15 protein-coding genes are annotated in these 22053 nt (G+C 55.4%); 6 read left to right on the plus strand and 9 right to left on the minus strand.

Features of this window, described 5'->3' with window-relative positions; genetic code table 11:
* Nucleotides 1–459: 459 nt before the first annotated feature.
* The 3 genes from lolB to prs all read left to right on the plus strand — a co-directional run bounded on the left by lolB (nt 460) and on the right by prs (nt 3068).
* The gene (lolB, locus tag AC6BYQ_RS12655; RefSeq protein ID WP_025160275.1) at nt 460–1083 is read left to right on the plus strand and encodes a lipoprotein insertase outer membrane protein LolB; all 624 of its coding nucleotides are present in this window, start codon (nt 460–462) and stop codon (nt 1081–1083) included.
* Complete coding sequence (ispE, locus tag AC6BYQ_RS12660; RefSeq protein WP_198636523.1) at nt 1080–1946, plus strand: 4-(cytidine 5'-diphospho)-2-C-methyl-D-erythritol kinase; 867 nt, start codon at nt 1080–1082, stop codon at nt 1944–1946. The genes lolB and ispE overlap by 4 nt, the downstream gene beginning before the upstream one ends.
* A gap of 174 nt (nt 1947–2120) precedes the next feature.
* Complete coding sequence (gene prs / locus AC6BYQ_RS12665; protein WP_004941061.1) at nt 2121–3068, plus strand: ribose-phosphate diphosphokinase; 948 nt, start codon at nt 2121–2123, stop codon at nt 3066–3068.
* 185 nt (nt 3069–3253) lie between these two features.
* Here the strand turns inward: prs and ychH are convergent, their stop codons facing one another.
* Nucleotides 3254–3532, minus strand: a complete 279-nt coding sequence (gene ychH / locus AC6BYQ_RS12670; RefSeq protein WP_025160276.1) for a stress-induced protein YchH — start codon at nt 3530–3532, stop codon at nt 3254–3256.
* A gap of 301 nt (nt 3533–3833) precedes the next feature.
* Here ychH and pth point away from each other — a divergent pair, with 301 nt between their 5' ends.
* A complete protein-coding gene (gene pth / locus AC6BYQ_RS12675) occupies nt 3834–4424 on the plus strand; it encodes an aminoacyl-tRNA hydrolase (protein ID WP_004941053.1) in 591 nt (196 codons plus the stop codon).
* Nucleotides 4425–4461: 37 nt separating this feature from the next.
* Here pth and AC6BYQ_RS12680 read toward each other — a convergent pair whose 3' ends face one another.
* Nucleotides 4462–5991 carry a SulP family inorganic anion transporter gene (locus AC6BYQ_RS12680; RefSeq protein WP_498056953.1) on the minus strand — a complete coding sequence of 510 codons (1530 nt, stop codon included), beginning with the start codon at nt 5989–5991 and terminating at the stop codon, nt 4462–4464.
* 334 nt (nt 5992–6325) lie between these two features.
* Between AC6BYQ_RS12680 and ychF the strand changes: the two genes are divergently transcribed.
* Both ychF and AC6BYQ_RS12690 read left to right on the plus strand, forming a co-directional pair.
* On the plus strand, nt 6326–7417 hold the full coding sequence (gene ychF / locus AC6BYQ_RS12685) for a redox-regulated ATPase YchF (RefSeq protein ID WP_004941048.1): 1092 nt from the start codon (nt 6326–6328) through the stop codon (nt 7415–7417).
* Between the two features lie 67 nt (nt 7418–7484).
* Nucleotides 7485–7850, plus strand: coding sequence for a transporter suffix domain-containing protein (locus tag AC6BYQ_RS12690; protein ID WP_498056954.1), 366 nt, complete (start codon nt 7485–7487; stop codon nt 7848–7850).
* Between the two features lie 140 nt (nt 7851–7990).
* On the opposite strand, the gene AC6BYQ_RS12695 is transcribed toward AC6BYQ_RS12690, so the two are convergent.
* Genes AC6BYQ_RS12695 through AC6BYQ_RS12725 form a run of 7 tightly spaced genes read right to left on the minus strand, consistent with a single transcriptional unit; the run spans nt 7991 to nt 22036 of the window.
* The gene (locus AC6BYQ_RS12695; RefSeq protein WP_498056955.1) at nt 7991–8164 is read right to left on the minus strand and encodes a tautomerase family protein; all 174 of its coding nucleotides are present in this window, start codon (nt 8162–8164) and stop codon (nt 7991–7993) included.
* Between the two features lie 60 nt (nt 8165–8224).
* Nucleotides 8225–9946 carry a proline--tRNA ligase gene (locus AC6BYQ_RS12700; RefSeq protein WP_498056956.1) on the minus strand — a complete coding sequence of 574 codons (1722 nt, stop codon included), beginning with the start codon at nt 9944–9946 and terminating at the stop codon, nt 8225–8227.
* A 52-nt stretch (nt 9947–9998) separates the two neighbouring features.
* A complete protein-coding gene (locus AC6BYQ_RS12705; RefSeq protein WP_498056957.1) occupies nt 9999–17618 on the minus strand; it encodes an amino acid adenylation domain-containing protein in 7620 nt (2539 codons plus the stop codon).
* Nucleotides 17618–18886, minus strand: coding sequence for a M20 family metallopeptidase (locus AC6BYQ_RS12710; protein WP_498056958.1), 1269 nt, complete (start codon nt 18884–18886; stop codon nt 17618–17620). The genes AC6BYQ_RS12705 and AC6BYQ_RS12710 overlap by 1 nt, the downstream gene beginning before the upstream one ends.
* A gap of 21 nt (nt 18887–18907) precedes the next feature.
* Nucleotides 18908–19969 (minus strand): Gfo/Idh/MocA family oxidoreductase, encoded by a 1062-nt coding sequence (locus AC6BYQ_RS12715; protein ID WP_498056959.1) that lies wholly within the window; start codon nt 19967–19969, stop codon nt 18908–18910.
* 39 nt (nt 19970–20008) lie between these two features.
* Complete coding sequence (locus tag AC6BYQ_RS12720) at nt 20009–20758, minus strand: SDR family oxidoreductase (RefSeq protein ID WP_498056960.1); 750 nt, start codon at nt 20756–20758, stop codon at nt 20009–20011.
* Nucleotides 20759–22036, minus strand: coding sequence for an MFS transporter (locus AC6BYQ_RS12725; RefSeq protein ID WP_498056961.1), 1278 nt, complete (start codon nt 22034–22036; stop codon nt 20759–20761).
* Nucleotides 22037–22053 lie beyond the last annotated feature (17 nt).

The raw sequence follows: 22053 nt of genomic DNA on the forward strand, positions 1-22053 counted from the left end.
CAACCATTAAATTAGGAATATTAGTACAAGAGCTCAATAAGACAACCACACAAAGCCTGTAATTCACAAACTTGAATTTATCTAAATCATCACCTTGACTTTTATAAAAAAACAAAAATAAAATAAAAACAACAATTTAAATGCGTTACCATCTTAAAAAAAGTAAAAAAGAAACGTAAAAAAACTAAGGTATTTCCTAATATTCACTCTACTCTTTCGGAATTAACTCAGGCTTTCAACCTCAGCAGTGGATAGAACATCAACATTTGCACAGTTATTCATTGAAGTGCCAAAGCATTCAAAAAGAGATCAGACATATTCATATATTAAAGGAGAAAATTGGCTAGAACGCCTACGATTGTGTCATCATCTATACTATCATCGCCGCCCCGTTAGCGTGAGCGCTGAATCCGGGGTTCGTCGCGCATGCCCGCAAGGACAAAAGGACAAGAGAAAGTTATGCCAATACGCAAAGTTAGTTTGCTCCGTCTGATCCCGCTGGCCAGCCTGGTGTTGGCCGCCTGTACCACCACCAAGCCGAGCGGCCCGGCCACCAGCCCGACCTCACCGCAGTGGCGCGCCCATGAGCAGGCGGTGCAGCAGCTCAGCACCTATCAGACCCGCGGCTCCTTCGCCTACTTGTCTGATCAGAAAAAAGTCTACGCCCGCTTCTTCTGGCAGCAGTTCTCGCCGGAGCGCTACCGCCTGTTGCTGACCAACCCGCTGGGCAGTACGGAAATGGATCTCAACGTGCAGAAAAACGTGGTGCAGTTGACCGATAACCAGGGCAAACGCTACGTCAGCGATAACCCGGACGAGATGATCCGCAAGCTGACCGGCATGGCGATCCCGCTGAACAACCTGCGTCAATGGATGCTCGGTCTGCCGGGCGAAGCCAACGATTTTGCGCTGGATGACCAATATCGTCTGAGCAAGCTGACCTACCAGCAGGGCGGCCAGACGTGGAAAGTGGATTACCAGGGCTACAGCACCGAGGTGCAGCCGACGCTGCCGAACCGCCTGGAGCTGCAGCAGGGCGACCAGCGCATCAAGCTGAAAATGGATAACTGGACGCTCAAATGATCCGCCAGTGGCCCTCCCCCGCGAAGCTCAACCTGTTTCTGTACATCACCGGCCGTCGTGAAGACGGCTATCACCTGCTGCAGACGCTGTTCCAGTTTTTGGATTACGGCGACACCCTGACCATTGACCCGCGCCAGGACGATCGCATCAACCTGCTGACGCCGGTCGACGGCGTGCCGGACGAGCAGAACCTGATCGTGCGCGCCGCCCGCCTGCTGCAGCGCTATTGCGATGAGCGCGGCCTGCAGACCGCTGCGCGCGGCGCCGACATCAGCATCGACAAGCGTCTGCCGATGGGCGGCGGTTTGGGCGGCGGCTCCTCCAACGCCGCCACCGTGCTGGTGGCGCTCAACGAACTGTGGCGCTGCGGCCTTGGCGACGACCAACTGGCAGAGCTGGGGCTCAGCCTCGGCGCCGACGTGCCGGTGTTCGTGCGCGGCCACGCCGCTTTCGCCGAAGGCATCGGCGAGCGCCTGCAGCCGGCCGAACCGCAGGAAAAATGGTATCTGGTGGCCCATCCCGGCGTCGGCATCCCGACGCCGGTTATCTTCGGCGACGCCGAATTGAAAAGGGATACCCCGGTTCGCTCCTTAAATGAGCTGTTGCAGGCGCCGTACGCAAATGATTGCGAACCGATCGCAAGAAAACGTTTTCGCGAGGTTGAACAGCTTCTTTCATGGCTGTTAGAATACGCCCCGTCACGCCTGACTGGCACAGGTGCTTGTGTGTTTGCTGAATTCGACACAGAAATCGCCGCCCGTCAGGTGTTAAATCAAGCCCCGGAGTGGTTGCGTGGTTTTGTAGCGCGCGGCGTTAACGTCTCCCCACTACATCGCATTCGTTCCGGGCGGTTTGAGTCGTAGCTCAACGTTTCGCTGCGCAGGGTCATGCACACCTGGCCCTGTTATCCCTGCGCTGCCTGCGGTCTCAATTTTAGTTTTACATACCCGTATGTATATTGCGCCGGCGTCGCCGACTGCCCCTTGGCGATGTCGTATGACAATATCTTCTCTGGACGCAAGCCTGAGGTTCTTCTCGTGCCTGATATGAAGCTTTTTGCTGGTAACGCCACCCCGGAACTAGCACAACGTATTGCCAACCGTTTGTACACCAGCCTTGGTGACGCCGCTGTAGGTCGTTTTAGCGACGGCGAAGTGAGCGTGCAAATCAACGAAAATGTACGCGGCGGTGATATTTTCATCATCCAGTCCACCTGTGCCCCGACCAACGACAACCTGATGGAACTGGTTGTGATGGTCGACGCCCTGCGTCGCGCCTCCGCAGGTCGTATTACCGCCGTTATCCCTTACTTCGGCTATGCCCGCCAGGATCGCCGCGTGCGTTCCGCGCGTGTGCCAATCACCGCCAAGGTTGTCGCCGATTTCCTCTCCAGCGTAGGGGTTGACCGCGTTCTGACGGTGGATCTGCATGCTGAGCAGATTCAAGGCTTCTTCGACGTACCGGTAGACAACGTGTTCGGCAGCCCGATCCTGTTGGAAGACATGCTGCAGCAGAACCTGGAAAACCCGATCGTGGTTTCTCCGGACATCGGCGGCGTCGTGCGCGCCCGCGCCATCGCCAAACTGCTGAACGACACCGACATGGCCATCATCGACAAACGCCGCCCGCGCGCGAACGTTTCTCAGGTGATGCACATCATCGGTGACGTGGCAGGCCGCGACTGCGTGCTGGTCGACGACATGATCGACACCGGCGGCACCTTGTGTAAAGCGGCTGAAGCGTTGAAAGAACGCGGTGCCAAGCGCGTATTCGCCTACGCGACGCACCCGATCTTCTCCGGCAACGCCGTGGACAACATCAAGAACTCGGTGATTGATGAAGTGATCGTCTGCGACACCATTCCGCTGTCGCCGGAAATCAAGGCACTGAAAAACGTTCGCACTCTGACCCTGTCCGGCATGCTGGCTGAAGCCATCCGCCGCATCAGCAACGAAGAGTCGATCTCTGCGATGTTCGAGCATTGATGCGTCGTCTTTCCGGTGCGGCGCCCACCGTGCCGGAAAGATAACGTGCCCGACAGCAGAAAAAGAAAAACCCGTTGGTGCGTACGCAACAACGGGTTTTCTACTCGTAGTCCAACATGACCTCAGACCTTAATGCACGGCAGATATTCCCTTGCCCTGCTCTCGCTTCCCTTCTGATTTTTTAATCAATGCGACGAACGATGTTGGTCGTTACGGCACCGTTTATCAAAGTGTTTTACCCACCAGTAGCGATCCGCCACCTGCTCGCGGCCGCCGATACGCGCGCCCACCAGCCACAACAGCGCGCCGACGAAGATGCTCATGATGGCGCCGTGGGCGAAAAATTGCGGTAAATCGAACTGGGATACTTCAGCAATAATGGAGTATCCGACGCCGCCGATCATCACGACCAGCCCCAGCCCCATAAAAAAGTTGCCCATTCTGTCCGCGTTTCTACGTTTCATATGCCACCTCCATGATTGCCATGTGCCAACCGGGATAACGCTGCAACTTGTTAACCCACTTTGATAAGTTAAGTATAGTCCTTGTGGCGGCAAGGGGATTGCGGGGGCGATCACAAATGGTAAAGAATTATTGACACTTCTTAACACGGCGCTGAAAATTAGCGGACAAATTGAATTATTCAGCTAATGAATCATTCGTCTTTCTTACCTAAGACGATGGCGGAGATCGGATTTTGTCATTCGCCGCCCCGACAGGTAGACTAAGGCCCTTTCCATTACCCTGATCATAGCGAATCTCCCAGTGAGCAGTATTAAATTGATAGTCGGCCTGGCCAACCCGGGCGCGGAATACGCCCAGACGCGCCACAACGCCGGCGCCTGGTACGTCGATCTGCTGGCCCAGCGCCACAATCAGCAGTTGAAAGAAGAGAGCAAGTTCTTCGGCTACACCGCCCGCTTGAACCTGGCAGGCAACGACGTGCGCCTGCTGGTGCCGACCACCTTCATGAACCTGAGCGGCAAAGCGGTGCTGGCGATGGCCAACTTCTACCGCATCGAACCGAACGAGATCCTGGTGGCGCACGACGAGCTGGATCTGCCGCCCGGCGTGGCCAAAATCAAGCTCGGCGGTGGCAACGGCGGCCACAACGGCCTGAAGGACATCCAGAACAAGTTCGGCAACAACCCGAACTTCTATCGCCTGCGCATCGGCATCGGCCATCCGGGTGACAAGAACAAGGTGGTGGGCTTCGTGCTCGGCAAGCCGCCGGCCAGCGAGCAGAAGATGATTGACGAAGCGATCGACGAGTCGCTGCGCTGCACCGAAATGCTGATGAAGGACGGGCTGGAAAAAACCGTTCAGCGCCTGCACAGCTTCAAGGCGCAGGCCTGAACCTTGCCGCAGCGGGCGCCCTGCCCGCTGCCTGCTTTTAGCCGCGCGGGTTGAAGGTTTCCTCTCCCACCCGGCGATCGTCGGCGGTGAAACCCTCTTCCGCCACGTAATACTGCGGATCGTCCAGCTCATGGCTGCAGAACGGCCCGGCGCGCTTAAGCAAGCGCACGCAGTCACCGCTCAGGTGGCGCAGGCGGATGCTTTTTCCCGCCGCCAGATAACGCGCCGTCAGCTTATCGATAGCCTCTACGCCGCTGGAATCCATCACCCGGGTGCCGGCAAAATCCAGCACCACATTCTGCGCATCGCTCTGCGGATCGAACAACTCGGCGAAAGCGGCGGCGGAGCCGAAGAACAGCGGGCCATCCAGTTGATACACCGCCACGTCGCCCGCCACCTGCCGCTGGCGCACGCGGATGCGCGCTTGCTGCCAGGCGAACACCAGCGCCGAGATAATCACCCCGCTGATCACCGCCACCGCCAGATCGGTAAAGATGGTGATCAGCGTGACGATGATCATTACCAGCGCATCGGCTTTCGGCATGCGGCGCAAACGGCGCAGCGAGCTCCACTCGAAGGTGTTGTAACACACCACCAGCATCACCCCCGCCAGCGCCGCCACCGGCAACAGGCCGATATAGCGCGACAGGCTGACCACGAACAGAATCAACAGAATGGCGCCCACCGTGCCGGAAATGCGCCCGCGCCCGCCCGAGGTGAAGTTGATGATCGACTGGCCGATCATCGCGCAGCCGGCGAAGCAGCCGAACAGGCCGCATACCGCGTTACCGGCGCCCTGTGCGATGCTCTCGCGGTTGCCGTTCCCCTTCTTGCCGCCCATTTCATCCAGCACCGTCATGGTCAGCAGCGATTCAATCAAACCGACCAGGGCGATCACCACCGCGTAGGGCAGCACTACCCGCACCATCTCCAGGGTGAACGGCGCCGTCGGCAGGCTGAAGTGCGGCAGCGCGCCGGAAATGTCCGCCAGATCGCCCACCCGCAGCATGTGCAGATTGAGACCGATTGCCAACGCCGAGACCACCAGCAGCGCCGCCAGCGAAGACGGAATGGCTTTGGTCAGGCGCGGGAACAGCACCACCACCGCAATTGCCAGCGCCACCAGGCCGTACATCAGCGGCCCCTGCCCGGCGATCATCTTCAGCTGCGCCAACATGATGACGATCGCCAGACCGTTGACGAAGCCGTGGATCGCCGGCAGCGGCACCAGACGAATGAACTTGCCCAGCCGGAAGGCGCCGATCAGGATTTGAATCGCCCCGGCGAACAGCGTGGCCCACAGCACGTAACCCATGCCGTACTGCGCCGCCAGACTCATCAGCACCACCACAATGGAGCCGGCGGCACCGGAGACCATGCCCGGCTTGCCGCCGAACAGCGCCGTGACCAGGCCGATAATAAACGCGGTGTGCAAACCGACGATCGGCGAAAGACCGGCGACCAGCGAAAAGCCGACCGCCTCGGGGATCATCGAAACCGCCACCACAAAGCCCGCCAGGACTTCATTTTTAACGTCCGCGATCCTGACGTTACTCAGATTAAACATGCATTATTCACTTATGACAGATGACATCATCTCCCCGCGTAGCGGGTATGGAGAGCCGCAAGGGGCGGCAGACTGCAGGCGGGCACAACTCAGGGTGGCGTAGGCAAGAAATACATCCGGCGCGTTTCCTGTCGGTTAATCGGAATGGCCAGTATGGGTAAATGTGATCCAAATCTCAAATAAAAACCGGCCGCCCGCGCTGCGTTCGCCCCGGCCAAGCAAGTCTGATCGAGATAAACGCCCATTACGTGTATAATGGCGGCATTATTTTGCCCTTTATGCAGTCGATTAAACCTAACCGACTGATAGTTAAGATATTTAAGGTGATTACAACATGGGATTCAAATGCGGTATCGTCGGCCTGCCTAACGTAGGCAAATCCACCCTGTTCAACGCGTTGACCAAAGCGGGCATTGAAGCAGCCAACTTCCCGTTCTGCACCATTGAACCGAACACCGGTGTGGTGCCGATGCCCGATCCGCGTCTGGATAAGCTGGCCGAGATCGTCAAGCCGCAGCGCATTCTGCCAACCACCATGGAATTCGTTGACATCGCCGGCCTGGTGAAAGGCGCGTCTAAAGGTGAAGGCCTGGGCAACCAGTTCCTGACCAACATCCGCGAAACCGAAGCCATCGGCCACGTGGTGCGCTGCTTCGAGAACGACAACATCATCCACGTCAACAACAAGGTCGATCCGGCCGAAGATATCGACGTGATCAACACCGAGCTGGCGCTGTCTGACCTGGACACCTGCGAGCGCGCCATCCACCGCGTGCAGAAGAAAGCCAAAGGCGGCGACAAAGACGCCAAGGCCGAGCTGGCGGCGCTGGAGAAATGCCTGCCGCACCTGGAAAACGCCGGCATGCTGCGCGCGCTGGATCTGACTGCGGAAGACAAAGCGGCGATCAAATACCTGAGCTTCCTGACGCTGAAGCCGACCATGTACATCGCCAACGTCAACGAAGACGGCTTCGAGAACAACCCGTACCTGGACACCGTGCGTAAAATCGCCGACGCCGAAGGTTCCGTGGTAGTTGCCGTGTGCGCCGCCGTGGAATCCGACATCGCCGAGCTGGAAGACGAAGAGCGCGACGAGTTCATGGCCGAGCTGGGCCTGGAAGAGCCGGGCCTAAACCGCGTGATCCGCGCCGGTTACGAGCTGCTGAACCTGCAGACCTACTTCACCGCCGGCGTGAAAGAAGTGCGCGCCTGGACCATCCCGGTCGGCGCCACCGCCCCGCAGGCGGCCGGCAAGATCCACACCGACTTCGAGAAAGGCTTTATCCGCGCGCAAACCATCGCTTTTGACGACTTCATCACCTACAAGGGTGAGCAAGGCGCCAAAGAAGCCGGCAAAATGCGCTCCGAAGGTAAAGACTACATCGTCAAAGACGGCGACGTGATGAACTTCCTGTTCAACGTCTAAGCCCTTCCCCGCAGCGTTTCTCTCCGCTGCCGGAAACGGAAAAATCCACGCTTCGGCGTGGATTTTTTTGTCTCTACTGCTGGTCGATTATGCGATCGAGTCACGGCGCGGCCATTACGGCCCGAATGGCGAAGTGCTCAATAAACCCATGAGCCGGACAGAGGCGCTGATTGATGCCTGCCACAAACGTTCCCGCCCCGTCATCATGACGATGTTAGCGATGGGGGCGGGCATGCTTATCGTAGTTCTGCTGTATTGGCTGGCATTTCCTGTCATTCCGTTCCTCGACATCCCCTACAAGATTGTCGTTGTCTCTACGCTTGTCGTGGTCGGTGAAACCTTGTTTGTCATTGCCATCGCCCTGCTGGGCAAAGCGTATTGGGGCCAGATCAAACACTGGCTGCGGCAGAAGGTCTTTAAGCGAAAAGGCTAAGCGCTGATAACGGTTCGCGGTGGCGAATAGCGTTTTGCAGCCGCCGCTCCCCCATCAACTTCCCTCCCACACCGAAGGCCGGTTCTCCTTGCGCCACCTCTCCCCGCCGCCGTCCCCGGCGGTTTCAATCCATCTATCATCTACAGCGAGAACGGCGTTTCGTCGACGTGCAATTCCCAGCGCAGCCCACGGGCGGCGATGTAGGGGGGCAGGATGCGGGTGCAGGCCGCCAGGAATTGCTGCTGCTCTGCGTCGTTGTCCATGGCGCGCGCGATATGATCGATGGTCACCCGCACGAAATCATCACTTAGCATAGCCTCCGACGTGAAAGCCCCCGCAAGGGCGATAGCCCCTTGCGGGAGGGAGGGGAGGTGTTACGTCAGTGCTACGGATACTATCGTTGGAACCTTCTCAAGTAGCTCATCAACCTGCACCAGCGTGCGCTCATCATTCAGGCGATTGAGAAACTCCACTTTACCTTCTGAGAAATCACGGCCGATCACGATCCGCAAAGGCAGACCGAGGATATCAGAATCTTTCAGCAGCTCCCCAGCCGAGCCTTTGCGGTCGTCAACCAGCACTTCAACGCCTTTTTCAGCAAGTGACGCCGCGAGTTTCAATGCTTCCGGCTGCAACACGGCTTTCAGAGCGACCAAATGAACATGGAACGGCGCAACCTGCAATGGCCAAATCAGCCCCGTTTGCGGATCGCTGTTCTGATCGACCAATGCGGCGATGACCCGCGTAGTGCCGATGCCATAGCACCCCATCTGGAAAGGACGGAAGGTCTGCGTGCTGTCATTGACGCCAGCGTTAAGCGCCCTGGAGTACTTATCGCCGAGTTTGAAAATATGTCCGATTTCAACTCCGCGGCACTGTTTAAGCGGGCGGCCATCCGGCCCCAGTTCTCCCACTTTCGCTTCGCGGATATCAACGTACTCGGGTAAAGGAAAATCTCGGCCCGGCTTGACAGACAATGCGAATTTGTTTGGCTCCCCGGCTCCGGTCAGTAACGACGTCAGCCCCTCAAGACTTTTGTCGGCCACCATTTTCAGATCCTTGACCACACCGAACGGTCCAAGAAAAGCAGGTTTAGCCGCAATGAGGCGATTGATTTCAGCATCATCGACCAGCACCGCTTCCAGGCCGCCAAACGCGTTCGCCAGTTTGACAATATTCACTTCGCCATCACCACGCATTAATACGGCGACGCGCTCTTTGCTACCCGCATGGTGAATATCATACAATGCCGTTTTCATCGTCGATGACGGAGAAAATCCATACTCCGCCGAGACGGCTTCCAGCGTGCGATGATTCGCTTCAACAATGCGTTTTTCCGCCTCCGGTACGCGGATCGGTTCAGCCGGCAGGGAGGTCGCCTTTTCCAAATTGGCTGCATAGGTATCATTGAACAGCAGCGTGTCTTCGCCCGCTTCGCTGATCGACATGAACTCTTCCGAGCTGGCTCCGCCTATCGCGCCGCTGTCCGCCTGAACGGTAATGTAATTAAGTCCTAACCGTTCAAAAATAGCCTGGTACGCTTGACGCATCTTCTGATAAGAAACGTCCAACCCCGCTTCATCGATGTCGAAACTATAGGAATCCATCATGATGAATTCACGGGTTCGCAACAAGCCGGAGCGCGGACGCAGCTCATCCCGAAACTTCATATTTTGCTGGAACAAAATAAGCGGCAGCTGCGCTGAAGAGACGATCATTTTCTTCGCCATATCGCACACCGCTTCCTCCGCCGTAGGCGACAAACCGAACTCTCTTTCTTTGCGATCGGTCAGCTGGAACATCAACTTTTCGTGGCGATACACGTCCCAACGACCCGACTGTTTCCAAAGCTCGGCGTTCTGAAGAATTGGCAGCCGCACTTGGCAGCCCCCTTCCTTAGTGATCTCTTCGGCAATCAGCGCGGAAACTTTTTGCTCGACGCGATACAACAGGGGAGAAAAGTAAAAAATGCCTGCCGCATGCTGGAAAAGATAACCGCCTCGAAGCAACCAAGCGTGAGAAATTGAATCGACGCCAGCTGGCATCTCTCGCGCCACACGGATCCCCATTTGAGACGCCAAAAGCACAGAGGCCATGTTTTCTCCTTTACTCAATTAATTAATATATATAATGTTTCAAGCTAACATATTACTCGTCAGCAAGCCACCTGTACCGTTCCAGTATGGCCTGCAGCCAATCTGGTGAATACAGACTCTTTCGTCCCCAAAGATTGAGGGAAAGGCTACCGTCGTCGCGCTCAAAGACGATCAGCTCAAGATGACGCATCAATATTTCCTCTTTGCTCACGAAAGGCATCAAGTCTGAATTTTCCGTGTTGTCTTCCGGCTCACCTATTTCATATTCAATACCTTTCCATTTCGACGGCTTTTTAAAGTTCTGATAGAGGAAATAAGACATAAACGCGTCATTAAGACCTCGCTGAGTGAAGGGGTCAACATGCGCCACCAACTCGGTAATCGGAAAACGCATCCCCGCCTGCACCATGAATGTCGCCTCACGCGCCGCCTTTAAAGCGCTGCGTTGCATATTATCCGCATCCAATTTCATTCTTACCGGCAGAGGATTGACAAACACGCCCACGGTACGATCTGCCCCCGAAGCCATTCTGCCACTGCTGGTCGTACCGAAGATCAGATCATATTCACCTGAAAACTCGGATAACAACCGAGCGAAAGCGGCCATCATGGCAGTAAACAACGTCACGCCGTTGGCCGCGGCTTTGCCACGCATCCTCTCGACCGTTTGGGGTGACAGCGTGCTGCTCACCTTGTGTGCAGCGCGTTCAGCGCCGCTCCCGTTACGGTCCGGCCTAGGTCTGACGGGCAACGGCGCCCCTTTGAACAACGAGCGAAAACGCGCCAATTGTTCTCTGCCCTGGGCGCCCTCCAGCCACGAGTACGCCTCCGCTGCCGCCAGGCTATAGGGCTTAATGTCCGACGGCCCTATATTGTCTTCATAATAAGAGCGAATGGCATCCGAAAGCAGCGCCGTGGTCCATCCATCAAAGCAAATATGATGGGTATGAATAATGATCAACACGCTGGTTGCCGATGTTCGCAGGATCCAGCTTCTTATCGGCGGCGCTGTAAGAGGCAACGGCGAAGCCTGCAATGCATTAATCAGGTCGTCGAGTTGCCCCGATGCCTGGGCCTCTTCCGGCAAGATCTGCGTGGGCATCAGTTTTTCTCTGGAAAGAACATCCGCCCGAATAATGCCCGTACTTTCTTCATGATACACTGTGCGTAAAGCGTCAAAGTCGCCAATCGCACCATCAATGGCTTCGCGCAAGGCGGCCACATTGATATCGCCCTTAAGGCTGGCGGGCATGATCAGATTCCCATAACCTTCCCTATGCATATAGAACCATCGAGTCTGCAAAGGAGACGCGCGATACGACAACGGCTTTTGAGCCATCGGGCGTTGTGGTTCAGGCGAGGACAGTGCGGTCAATGCGGCCACTTTATCGATAAAGACATCCAACCCTGTATGCTGTAGCAAGACATCAGGCGTGACATCTATACCAAGCTTCTCTCGTATATCCATCGTCACGCCAATCGCAGACACGGAGTCGCCCCCCGCCGCAAGAAAATCCGCTTTACGGTCCGTAATCCGCACCTCCAGATTATCCTCCCATATTTTCCGAATCACTTCGGCCAAGCCGCTGTCCGCGTCTGCAACGCGCTGTTCAGCAATATCCCTGACTGCCCGGCAAAATGTGTCCAAGCGAGGATGTCGCAATAGCAGATCGGGATCGATGTCGATGCCCAACTGATGCCGAATATCGAGCGCCACACCGATCGCCGATACCGAGTCACCGCCCGCCGAGAGAAAATCCGTGTCTGCGGCAAGATGCTCTTGCTCCAACTGCTCCTCCCAAATAAGGCGTATCGATTTATCCAGCGCATCCTCATGCGATGCGCCACCGTTCGCCTGCCGTACAAGTTCAGCGATGCTGTGGGCAAACGCATCAAATTCAGTATTGTTGAGCAGTAGCTCGGGCGGGACCTCGATAGCCAAACTGCTGCGAATGTCCATCGTGATGCCGATAGCCGCCATTGAATCACCGCCCAGCGCGAGGAAATCCGCATGCTCAGGCAGCGCATCCAGTTCGAGATTATCTGCCCATAGCCGGCTCAGACGCTCTCTCAATGCGTCGCTCTCTTGCGCCGAATGCGGCTCAAGCGTCGCGACTTTCTTTCTGGCGCTGGTTGGCCGGTTAAACGGCGAAAACTTGAATACGGCGGTTTCTCTTGCCGAGGTTGCCAAAACGTGCGTCAGAGCATGCCAGGCATCCTCCCCCGTCAGGCCTGCGCCTTTCAGGCTGGAGCCGAGAGCAATGCGGCCGTCGCCCCCTGACTGCGCCGTTTTCTCAAACACATCCCAATGGATAAGACGCCACCCTGCCGCGAGCCCTTCGCGCAACATCAGTCTATTCGCGAGGGTGTATGGCGCATAGCCTGCGCCGCCCAACGTGACCGAAATGGAAGAGAACGCGATCCGTTCCGGCGCCAACGCTAATGCTTTCAGCCCGTTGTCCAGCGCGTACATCCCTCTGATTTTTGGATCAATTTGCTCTTGCAGTTTGTCTTCGGAAAGATCTGCGAGGAAACAAAGGAAACGCTCTTCATTGATTGACGCGGCAAGATGGAACACCAAATCAAGCCTGCCGAATTTCTTGACGGTCAGATCGAGCGCCTGATAGACCTGTTGCTCGTCATTCACATCGCATGGTATATAGATCGCCTCACTCCCTTGCTCCTGAAGCGATCTCAGTTGCGACTGGACGCCCGGCTCCGCCACCGGCCTGCGACCGGTTAACACCAAACGACACCGCAGTTTCACCGCCAGCATGTCAGAGATAACCTGCCCAACATTCCCTGTGCCGCCTGTAATGAAAATCACGCTGTTTTTATCGAGATTAGGCATATTTATGGCAAAGGCCGCGCGAGCGGAATAGGTTTCTGCAAAACGCCCACCCTCGCGCCATACAATCGTCGATGCTTGCGGTCTCTCGGCAAGCCCCCCCATTTCTGTTGCCAGTTGAACATCCATCACATCAAGCGAGGCCACGGCATCAAAAGTCACGAAACGACATTTGATACCGGGATATTCAATCGCCGCGACGGCGGCGGCTGTAGCTAACGCGGCGTCGGGAATAAAATTGGGCGATGTCGTATCTTCATGGCGGACGATGAGTAGCTCCGCCTCTCTCACTGATTTCATGGCCTTCAAACACCGGGCAACGAGCAATAATCGCTGCTCCGCCGTCTCATCCGTCGCGCTGATGATGACCGAACCGGCAGGCAGTCCGTTAACCAGGTTTTGTGGCTCGACGTAATGAATGACGAGCCCCGCCCGCCGCATTCGCTCGGCCAGCGCTTTGCTCTGGCGATCGTTGCCGACAACACTCCAGGCTGGCGAGCGCTGAGCAAGCGCCGCCCAGTCGAATAAACGTGCGGGCGGTTCGCTCCTCAACTCTCTGTGCCAGAGCTGCTGAGCCAGTGGCAAAACGGCAGGCGTAGGCTGAGCCTGTGCACTCGTCGGGCATTCAAGGGGCAACATGTACTCGTGCTTCTCGAAGACGGTGCCAGGCAAACCGTTGATGCGCAGCGCCCATTTCGCCACCAGTTTGGCGCGTTCCACATGTCCGCCGGAACACCAATGCTTGCCGATGAGGCGGGCAAAAGAGGCCATTTCATCACCCGCCGTTGCCGAGAAGAGAAATCCCTCACGTTTTTCCGGCCCAAGCGGCGGAACAGCTGCACTCAAAGAAGCGCCGCCCAAGATGACGATCTCCTCCTTTTCAACCGCCGGGGGCGGACACAACCCGCCGGTGTCTGCACTCTCCCGGTTCAACGTTGCGCATAGCGTTTCTTTCTCGCAGAGCGCGTTCACCGACAGGGACTGGCCCGTGGACGATGGCAGGAAGTGGAAATCTAATTTGGCATCGGCGGGATCAAGCACAGCGCTGAAATCCTCGATGAGCGCGCCGATCTCTTGTGTCTCGCCCGCCTCACTCAGCCGGACCATCAATGTCAGCGCCGCTTCGAGCGTGCAGACCTGTGACAAAACCAGATAGGCCAATGCGCTCTCGCGCCCGCCGACAATCGCGTCCGGCTGTACGCCCAGAGCCATCAGTGCGCGCGCCGCCGCCACCTGAACTATAAAACTCAACGGCCGCCAAACCGCGCTCTGCTTATACTCAACAGCTGAAGGCGCGTCGCCGAACCACTCGCTGAACACCTTGCCGCTCTCGTTCTCATCCATAGCGGCAATGGTGCTGTCGATGACCTGGCGGAAGGTGGGATTTCGGTCATAAAACGCTTTGCCGGCCCCTAAGTAGGGTAATGGCGCGTCGGTAAAGAGCCAGATTGATTTCGTGCGTTTGCTCTCATCGCCCTGCGCGGCGTAAAGATCGCCGTCAAGACGCGCGCATAAATCGGCCGAACTATCGGCGACAAATGCAGCTCGGTGCTTAAAAGCCGGCCTGCCGATGTTCAACGTGTTGACAACCTGAGAAAGGGAATAAGGCCGTTTTCTTAATTCATGAACAAGCGAACGTTTAAGCGCGTCCAATTTCTCGGCAGTCGACGCTGAAAGCAACAGCAATTCCGTCTGTGCCGTTTCGCCCATCTCGGGGTACGCCGGCGCAGATTCAATAACGAGATGCACATTAGTACCGCCAATCCCGAAAGAACTGACCCCAGCGTATAATGTTCCCTTTTCCGGCAGGCGTTCCGGCCGCTGCGCGATGCGAAAAGGCGAACGATCCAATGCCAACGCCTCGTCGGCCCGAACAAAATGCGCCAATCCCGGCACCGTTCGATGAGACAATGAAAGAACTGCGGCAATCAACCCAACAGTTCCGGCTGCACGGTTCGCATGCCCAAGATTCGCTTTGACGGATGACAGGATACATTGGTCCTGACGGTCGGGGACGTCAAATACCTGACTCAATGCCGCAAGCTCAATCTGATCGCCCAGTTTTGTCGCCGTACCGTGCGTCTCGATGAAAGAAATATCCGCGGGCGTCACGCCTGCATTCGCTAACGCCCCCCTGATCGCCTCAACTTGCCCGGTCACGCTGGGGGCAGAAAAACTGGCCTTTCGATGCCCATCATTGCTAACGCCGGTACCGCTGATGACCGCATAGATCGGATCGCCATCACGCTGCGCCGCGTCCAGCGGTTTAAGCAACAGTGCGGCAACGGCATTGGTCATAGTGGTACCATCGCGGCGTTCATCGAACGGCCTCGTCAATCCATCTTCAGAAAAGATCGTATTAGGCTCGTAAGGAATATGCCTCTCCTGCGGGATCATCAAAGAAGAAGCTCCCGCCAGCGCCATATCACATTCACCACTCCGAATTGCCTGACAGGCCTCGTGAACAGCAAGAAGCCCGGTGGAACATGCGCTCTGTACGTTCATCGCCGGTCCATGCAGGTTCAGATGCCACGCCACGCGAGTGGCGAGAAAATCTTTATCTGCGCTGATTACCGCGTTCAGATAGTCCAGGCTGCTGCGTATACGGGGCTGAAGATAAAATAAATAAGTGCTCTCGGCACTGCCGGCAAAGACCCCGACTCGCCCTTGGATACTCCGAGGATCAATACCCGCATCTTCAAAACAGCGCCATGATTGTTCAAGAAACTTGCGCTGTTGCGGATCCATCCATAAAGCATCACGAGCAGAGAGGCCAAACAGCGACGGGTCGAAACTACCCATGCCTTCTATGCGCCCGATAAAACGGTTTTTGCCTCGCTTCTTCGGCAGGAGTGCAGCCTCCGGCAACGCATCTCCCTCTTCCTCCAGACGGCTCAGCATGTTGTTGCCCGCCAGCATAGCCTCCCAGAGCGTTGCAATATCGTCAGCCCCCGGGAACAACCCCGACATGCCGATAATGGCGATCTTATTCGTCGCCCTACGTTCCACCGCCGTCGAAGCGCCTTTTTCAGGCTTAGCGGCCAACACATCTCTCAATCCGGCGGGATCCGCACATTCGAAGAACGCTATCGGACTGATCGTCCGCTCGATTTTTTGGCTCAATAGCGTGGCAGTTCTAATCATATTGAGCGAACTTAGCCCCAGGAGTGCGAAGGTATCCTGCATGCCAATCCCGCGCAGATTCAGCACGGTCTCCAACGTATCGAGTATGATGCCGCCCAAAACATCGCTGGCTGGCTCGAACGGCACACCCATCTGATTTCTGTCCAAGTATTCTGGTGCGGCCAGGGCTCGTCGGTCAACCTTGCCCGTTGCGCCGATAGGCAGCTTTTCATGGAAAACGATTCTGCCCGGCACGGACCAGGAGGGTAAAAGCGCGGAGACAAAATCCCTCAACGCGCCGGCATCAACGTTTTCTCGCAGCGTGCAGTGCGCGAGGATGACGCCATCGGCGGCCCCAACCTGAACGGTACAAGCGCAGGACGAAACGGCGGGATGTTGCAAGAGCGCCGACTCGACTTCGCTCAGCACGACAAGATGCCCTGAAATTTTCACCTGATCATCTTTGCGGCCTGTGAAAACGATCTCGCCGCTTGGCAAGAAGTAGCCGTAATCCCCCGTCCGATACCACATTACACCGCCACATTCCCGGAAAAGCGCCGCCGTTTTTTCCGGCATGTTGATATATCCCTGCGCCAGACAGGCGCCGCTAATCCAAATCTCTCCCGGCTCATTGTCTTTTGCCGGCACGCCATCATCGTTGAGAATCGAGAGGACGACATTATCGATCGGGCGGCCAAGATTCGGGTTTTCCGGCAAATGCGTTGCGGCGGAGTATCCAGCTTGCGTCACGACGTGTGATTCAGACACGCCGTAGTGATTCCAGATGACCAGATTGGGCCGTTTGTTCAGCTCTTCGCGCAGTTTCCCGGTGATCACCAGCGGCTCACCCGCCGTCACGATATGGGCCAGAGTCTCGGGTAGCGTCGAAGGATCCTCAAACAGCGCAGAAAGAACTGAGACGGGTAGAAACAGGGTTGAAATTGCGCTATCGGTGATGCATTTGGCCACCGCCGCAGGATCGATGCGATCCTGTTCATCGATCAAAACGACGGTGCCTCCGGTCGTCAGCGCCGGGAATAGTTCCTGAAGATAGACATCAAATCCAAAAGAGGCGAACTGCAGCACGCGTCCAGTGCAATCGATGCCCGAAGCCTGGTTATGCCATTGCACCAAGTTGCTGACGGTTTGATGGCTCTGCATGATCCCTTTCGGTTTACCGGTCGTGCCCGAGGTATAAATGACATACATCGGCTCGAGCCAGTCAACATCCACCTCCACTCGCGCCGGAGTCGCCTCGATATCTTCCTGAAAGATGATTTGTGGCACTTTTTCCTGCCATGAAGCGGCATTTTCGCGGCAGGTAATGACCGCTTGAGCGTTGGCGTCTTGCGCCATATAGTCGACTCGTGCAGCGGGAAATTCCGGATCGATCGGGAGATAAACCACCCCCGCTTTCTGTGCACCGATAAGCGCAGCGATCAATGCCTCACCCCGGGGAAGCGCGAGAAGAACGATATCGCCGCGGCTCAGGCCGGCTTGCTGTATCGCCCAAGCGTAACCATTCGCTTTGTCATCCAGAGCCGCATAGCTGACATGACGGCCATTGTGGATCAGCGCATCAGCCTCCGGATTGCGCGCAGCGCAATCTTCAAATAACCGGAACACCGGACGCGGATCGGTATATGCGCAATGGCCGATGCCGCGATTATCCATGCCAGGTCGAAATGCTGTATGGCCCATCACTTTCCTCCTAGGGCGTCAGTCAAAATTTTTGCAGTCAGCGCAATGCCTTCTTTAATCTCATGAAAATGAAGCGTTTCGTTTACCGCATGCGCCTCCTTCAGGCTTCCACAGCCATAAATCACCGTCGGTACCCCCATTAATCGGGCGTAATGCCGCCCATCGCAGCTCACATTCCAGGCGCGAAACGGCGCTTTATGCCCGGTGAGCGCGGCAAGTGCAGTGATAAATGGGTTGTCCATAGGGATCAGGCAGGATTCGTTGCGCAATGCCGGCCAGGTTAATGAAAACCCTATGCCGGGCATATTTTCGACAAGCGTTGAAAAAAAGTGTTTAAGCCTCTCCTGCGTTCCCGCCAACCCCTGATGGGGCAGGAAACCGCAGTTACCGGATATTTTGCAGGAGCGAGGCGTCGAGCCATACCAATCTCCCCCTCTAACTTCCCCCACATTAATCTGTAAGGCTCTCTCCCAATCGATGAAGGCAGGTACGAGAACCTTTTCGCCGTCGAGGCGTTTCTCCAGATTTTTTAACTGACGAACCGCCTCCGTCGCGGCGTCAATTGCCGTAAACTCCGTTTCTTTCGCATCGCCCATATGACGGGCATGCCCGGTGAACTCGACCTCAAACGTCACGCAACCTCGGTGTCCTCTGAAGATTTCGCCGCCGGTCGGCTCCAGAACCAGACAGCAATCTGCCGGGCAGCCGCTGAGCGTGGAAGCTAATGCGCCGTTACCGCCAATTTCCTCTTCCGAGACCAAATCGAGGGTCAATGCATGATCGGTATCGTTGCCCGATGCGATAAGCCAACGCAGCGCCTCAACGAACATGATGAGGTTGCCTTTGGTATCGACCGCGCCGCGGCCAACGATTCTGTCCTCGAAAACCCGGGCCGTCATGCCATCTTTAAACTCCGGTTGCAGCGGCACGACATCCACATGCGCATTGACAATAATGTGCCTTCCACCGGGTTTTCCCGGCCGGTGGGCACGTAACAGCGAAGAGTGGGCAGAGAGCTTGGAAACCGGCTCGGGTGCACGTTCGGGATGCGACCAAAAGCTATCCGGCAGTGTCAACTCCGTCAGCGCAAAGCCGAGCGGTTCGAGCAATTTTTTTAGAAAAGGTCTGGCTCGCCACTCGTTAGGCGACGTGGTATCGATACTGATATAATCGGCGAGCGCGTCCGAAATCCGCCCTTTTTCCTCTTCAAACCAACGTTCGAATGTCCTGTGCGCTATCTGTGCTGCTTCATTCTCACAGAGATGCATAACTCCCCCTTCATCGCGTTGTCAGGATGCGAATAGTTTTTCGGCTTGGCCTTTGCTTTGCGGTTCCAACGCCAAATGTATTTGTTCCAGCCAGGTCTGCAGGCGCATCGCCTGTTCCAATCCAACGATACTGTCGGGTTCATTCATACGAGTAGGTTTATCGTCAAGCGAGCAGGTCACGAATCGATAGACTTTACTCAGTTGATCCAACCGTTCGGGGAAGTCCTGATTTGTATATGATTTTTGCAAAACCGTAGTTCGGTGACCGTCTTTGGGATCAATGCGGCTGACGGTGACGCTATCGCAATCCCAACGCGGCATATCGAAAGTGAAATGAACGATATAGCTGTCTTTCGCTCCCACCAAATGCGCGAACATTTCACGCCGGCGAGACATCCAGGTGAAGGAAGCATGCGCAGAAATAATGCAGCGGTCTTCGCTGATAAGCTTGCAATGCAATGAGTCGGCTATCGCATCTTGCGGACGGTTAGAGAAATTGCTGTGATGCATAAACCCGCCGATGACGTCGATCTCGCGAATGCCGAAAGCAAAAGAGGCCAGGTCGAGAGGATGAATCGCTTCACTGAGCACGCCCATAGTCGGTCTGCAATCCCTTACCCTGTTTTTTCCCCAATAGAGCTGCACGCGAGCAGGCTTCAGTGTTTCCACAGTATTTCGCCACGCGAAAAAATCCTTAAACACGGGGCTGAAACGCTCCACAAGATTCATGGAGAAAATCTTGGCGCTCAACGCCGGTTCAAGCTCCTTTGCCTCATCCAAGGTTGCGGTCAGTGGTTTTTCACAAAGGATCCGAGGAATGTCGGCCTCGGTGAGCCGCTTCAAAACGCCGTGATGATGCTCTTCATTGACAGTGACAATTGCCGCCTCGAATCGATGATGTTTAAGCGCCTGTTCGACATCGTGATAAGTCGCCAGCACCCCATCGACTTGCCCAGTCATTTTGGGGTCTGCAATCACTATCTGCCTGAATGCATTTTTATGATTTTGATTTGAGTAATTGAGCACGGTATGCATTCTTTTTCCTGCAAATCCGTATCCGACAATAAGGATCTTGGATGTCATGGTTCTTTACTCCTGTTCAGAGACGTTCTAAATGAGGTATCAGCAAGCCTGCTCTCTGGGGCGTATCACTAACTCAGACACTTCGACATGGGAGGGCCGTGAAAGGCACCACAACACAGCCTGGGCAATGTCGTCAGGGACTAAGGACTGAAAAGCGGCGAACAGCGGTTCCTGCATCTCGGGATTGCTGCGATAGAAAGTCTCGCCAAAACGGGTTCCCTCAATATAGCCAGGCGTCAACAGGGTCACTCGCATCGCCGCTCCTTCTTGACGCAGGCGCAAGCGAAAATCCTCTTGAAGACGGCTAACGGCCGTTTTCGCCGCTGCGTAGATATCATTTCCCGGCGTAGGGCTGGGCCGGCGGCTGGCGACGGAGCCTATGGTGAGCAGATGCTCGCACTGAGGAACATATTTACAAGTAGCGCTCATGACATTCACCGCCCCCATGACGCAGGTATCGACAATCTCTTGCCAGTAGGCGTGATACTCAGGGGAAAATGGCGCATAGGCTCCGGTGGCAGCGCAATTAATAACGGCGTGAATTTCGCCTTGCAGCGTGTTAAAAACGTTATTCACCGCTTCCGACCGCCGCACATCACAAGATAGCCACTGATCGGCCTTTGCCTCGGCTGGAGGTTCGGTACGCGATGCGCAAACGGTATGATATTCGCCGCTCAACGCCTTGATTATCGCCAGCCCCGTACCCGAGCTACCGCCAAAAATCACAATCGTCTTTTTCATTTTTCCTCTGAGCCTCATGCCCTCGTTCCGTGCAAAATAAGCAGCCATTCAGTCAGCTTCCTTTTGCGCGCCCGCGGAATAACATTGAACATCGTTGCTATCTGAAAACCTGGTTGCTGACGTGTGGCGAATCGCCGTCAACAGCAAGCCAGCCGCCAATAGAACAAATACGGCGTCTGAAAGCCAAAATACCGTCATCCACCCTTGCGTCAGCGCCCAACCGCCGATAATAGGGCCAGCCGCAAATCCCAGAAGATAAAGATTGGTTAACGCATAATAAGTGCCTTTAGCCCCCTCCGGAGCGATACGATCAACGAGAATAGCGGATAACGGAAATAACACCGCTTCGCCGATACCGACAAAGACCACTGCGCAATAAAACAGAAGCTCAAAGTGTTCACCCGCAAGTGGTGCAGCAAAACCGATCAGCGAACCGGAAATGACAAAGCAGGTGCTGCCGATATAAACACGCTTGGTTTTCGATATAGAAGACAATAGAGAAACAAAAATGGCCTGAGTGACAATTACCACGATGCTATTTATCATGACGGTGAATGAAATTATTTCGGCCGGTTTTTTCAAACTCAACGCGGTGATATACTGATAGAACGTTGTGTCGTAATGAATAAAGACATACGCCAGAACAATTTCAGACGCCAGTAAGCAGAGGAAGATTTTATTCTTAATCGCCTGTTTATACTCTCTGACAACCTTATCCTCAGGGTGAATGACTTTGTTATTGTTAAAAAAAAGGATAACAAAAATGGCCATAGCCAGAAAAACCACACCAGCTACCCAAAAGTTTGCGTTGATATTTTTAAGGCCTATCGTCATTGAAAACAGCGGGCCGCATGCCGCCCCTGCATTAACAAAAAGATAGGTCAACTGAAAGGTCTTGAACAGCATCCCTTTGTCTAAAATATTATCGGAAAGATACGTTTTCATTGGGCTTTCAAATGCGCCTCGACCTGTGGAAATAACCAGCAGTCCGATAACCGCCCACATCGGAACGTTGGCGAGCCCGATGATGATGAAGCCAATGCATTGCAGAAAAAGCCCGCTAAAAATACTATTTCTGGCGCCTATTCTCCGGATAATGACGCTGCTGAAAAGCGCCACGGTAGCATTAAGCAATAAGGCTGCCGTGAATATTGTCCCTACAGCAAGATGAGTCATGCCGTATTGCTTCACCATCAAAATGGTCAAGAGCGGCCACGCCATAAAATAGGCAAAGCTGTTAACCATATACAACGCACAGCAATTACGCGATAGCACCCGTCCTTCTTTAATGACAAGCGACGATGCTTGATTCTTGACTCCAGTCATAAACATCCCTCGCCGCT

The sequence above is a fragment of the Serratia sp. LTN-2 genome (assembly GCF_059740205.1).

Bases quoted from the DNA above. Each gene is read 5' to 3' on its own strand.
- lolB (WP_025160275.1), top strand. From the start codon at position 460: ATGCCAATACGCAAAGTTAGTTTGCTCCGTCTGATCCCGCTGGCCAGC.
- ispE (WP_198636523.1), top strand. From the start codon at position 1,080: ATGATCCGCCAGTGGCCCTCCCCCGCGAAGCTCAACCTGTTTCTGTAC.
- ychH (WP_025160276.1), bottom strand. From the start codon at position 3,532: ATGAAACGTAGAAACGCGGACAGAATGGGCAACTTTTTTATGGGGCTG.
- AC6BYQ_RS12680 (WP_498056953.1), bottom strand. From the start codon at position 5,991: ATGTTTAATCTGAGTAACGTCAGGATCGCGGACGTTAAAAATGAAGTC.
- ychF (WP_004941048.1), top strand. From the start codon at position 6,326: ATGGGATTCAAATGCGGTATCGTCGGCCTGCCTAACGTAGGCAAATCC.
- AC6BYQ_RS12695 (WP_498056955.1), bottom strand. From the start codon at position 8,164: ATGCTAAGTGATGATTTCGTGCGGGTGACCATCGATCATATCGCGCGC.
- AC6BYQ_RS12700 (WP_498056956.1), bottom strand. From the start codon at position 9,946: ATGGCCTCTGTGCTTTTGGCGTCTCAAATGGGGATCCGTGTGGCGCGA.
- AC6BYQ_RS12705 (WP_498056957.1), bottom strand. From the start codon at position 17,618: ATGGGCCATACAGCATTTCGACCTGGCATGGATAATCGCGGCATCGGC.
- AC6BYQ_RS12710 (WP_498056958.1), bottom strand. From the start codon at position 18,886: ATGCATCTCTGTGAGAATGAAGCAGCACAGATAGCGCACAGGACATTC.
- AC6BYQ_RS12715 (WP_498056959.1), bottom strand. From the start codon at position 19,969: ATGACATCCAAGATCCTTATTGTCGGATACGGATTTGCAGGAAAAAGA.
- AC6BYQ_RS12720 (WP_498056960.1), bottom strand. From the start codon at position 20,758: ATGGCTGCTTATTTTGCACGGAACGAGGGCATGAGGCTCAGAGGAAAA.
- AC6BYQ_RS12725 (WP_498056961.1), bottom strand. From the start codon at position 22,036: ATGACTGGAGTCAAGAATCAAGCATCGTCGCTTGTCATTAAAGAAGGA.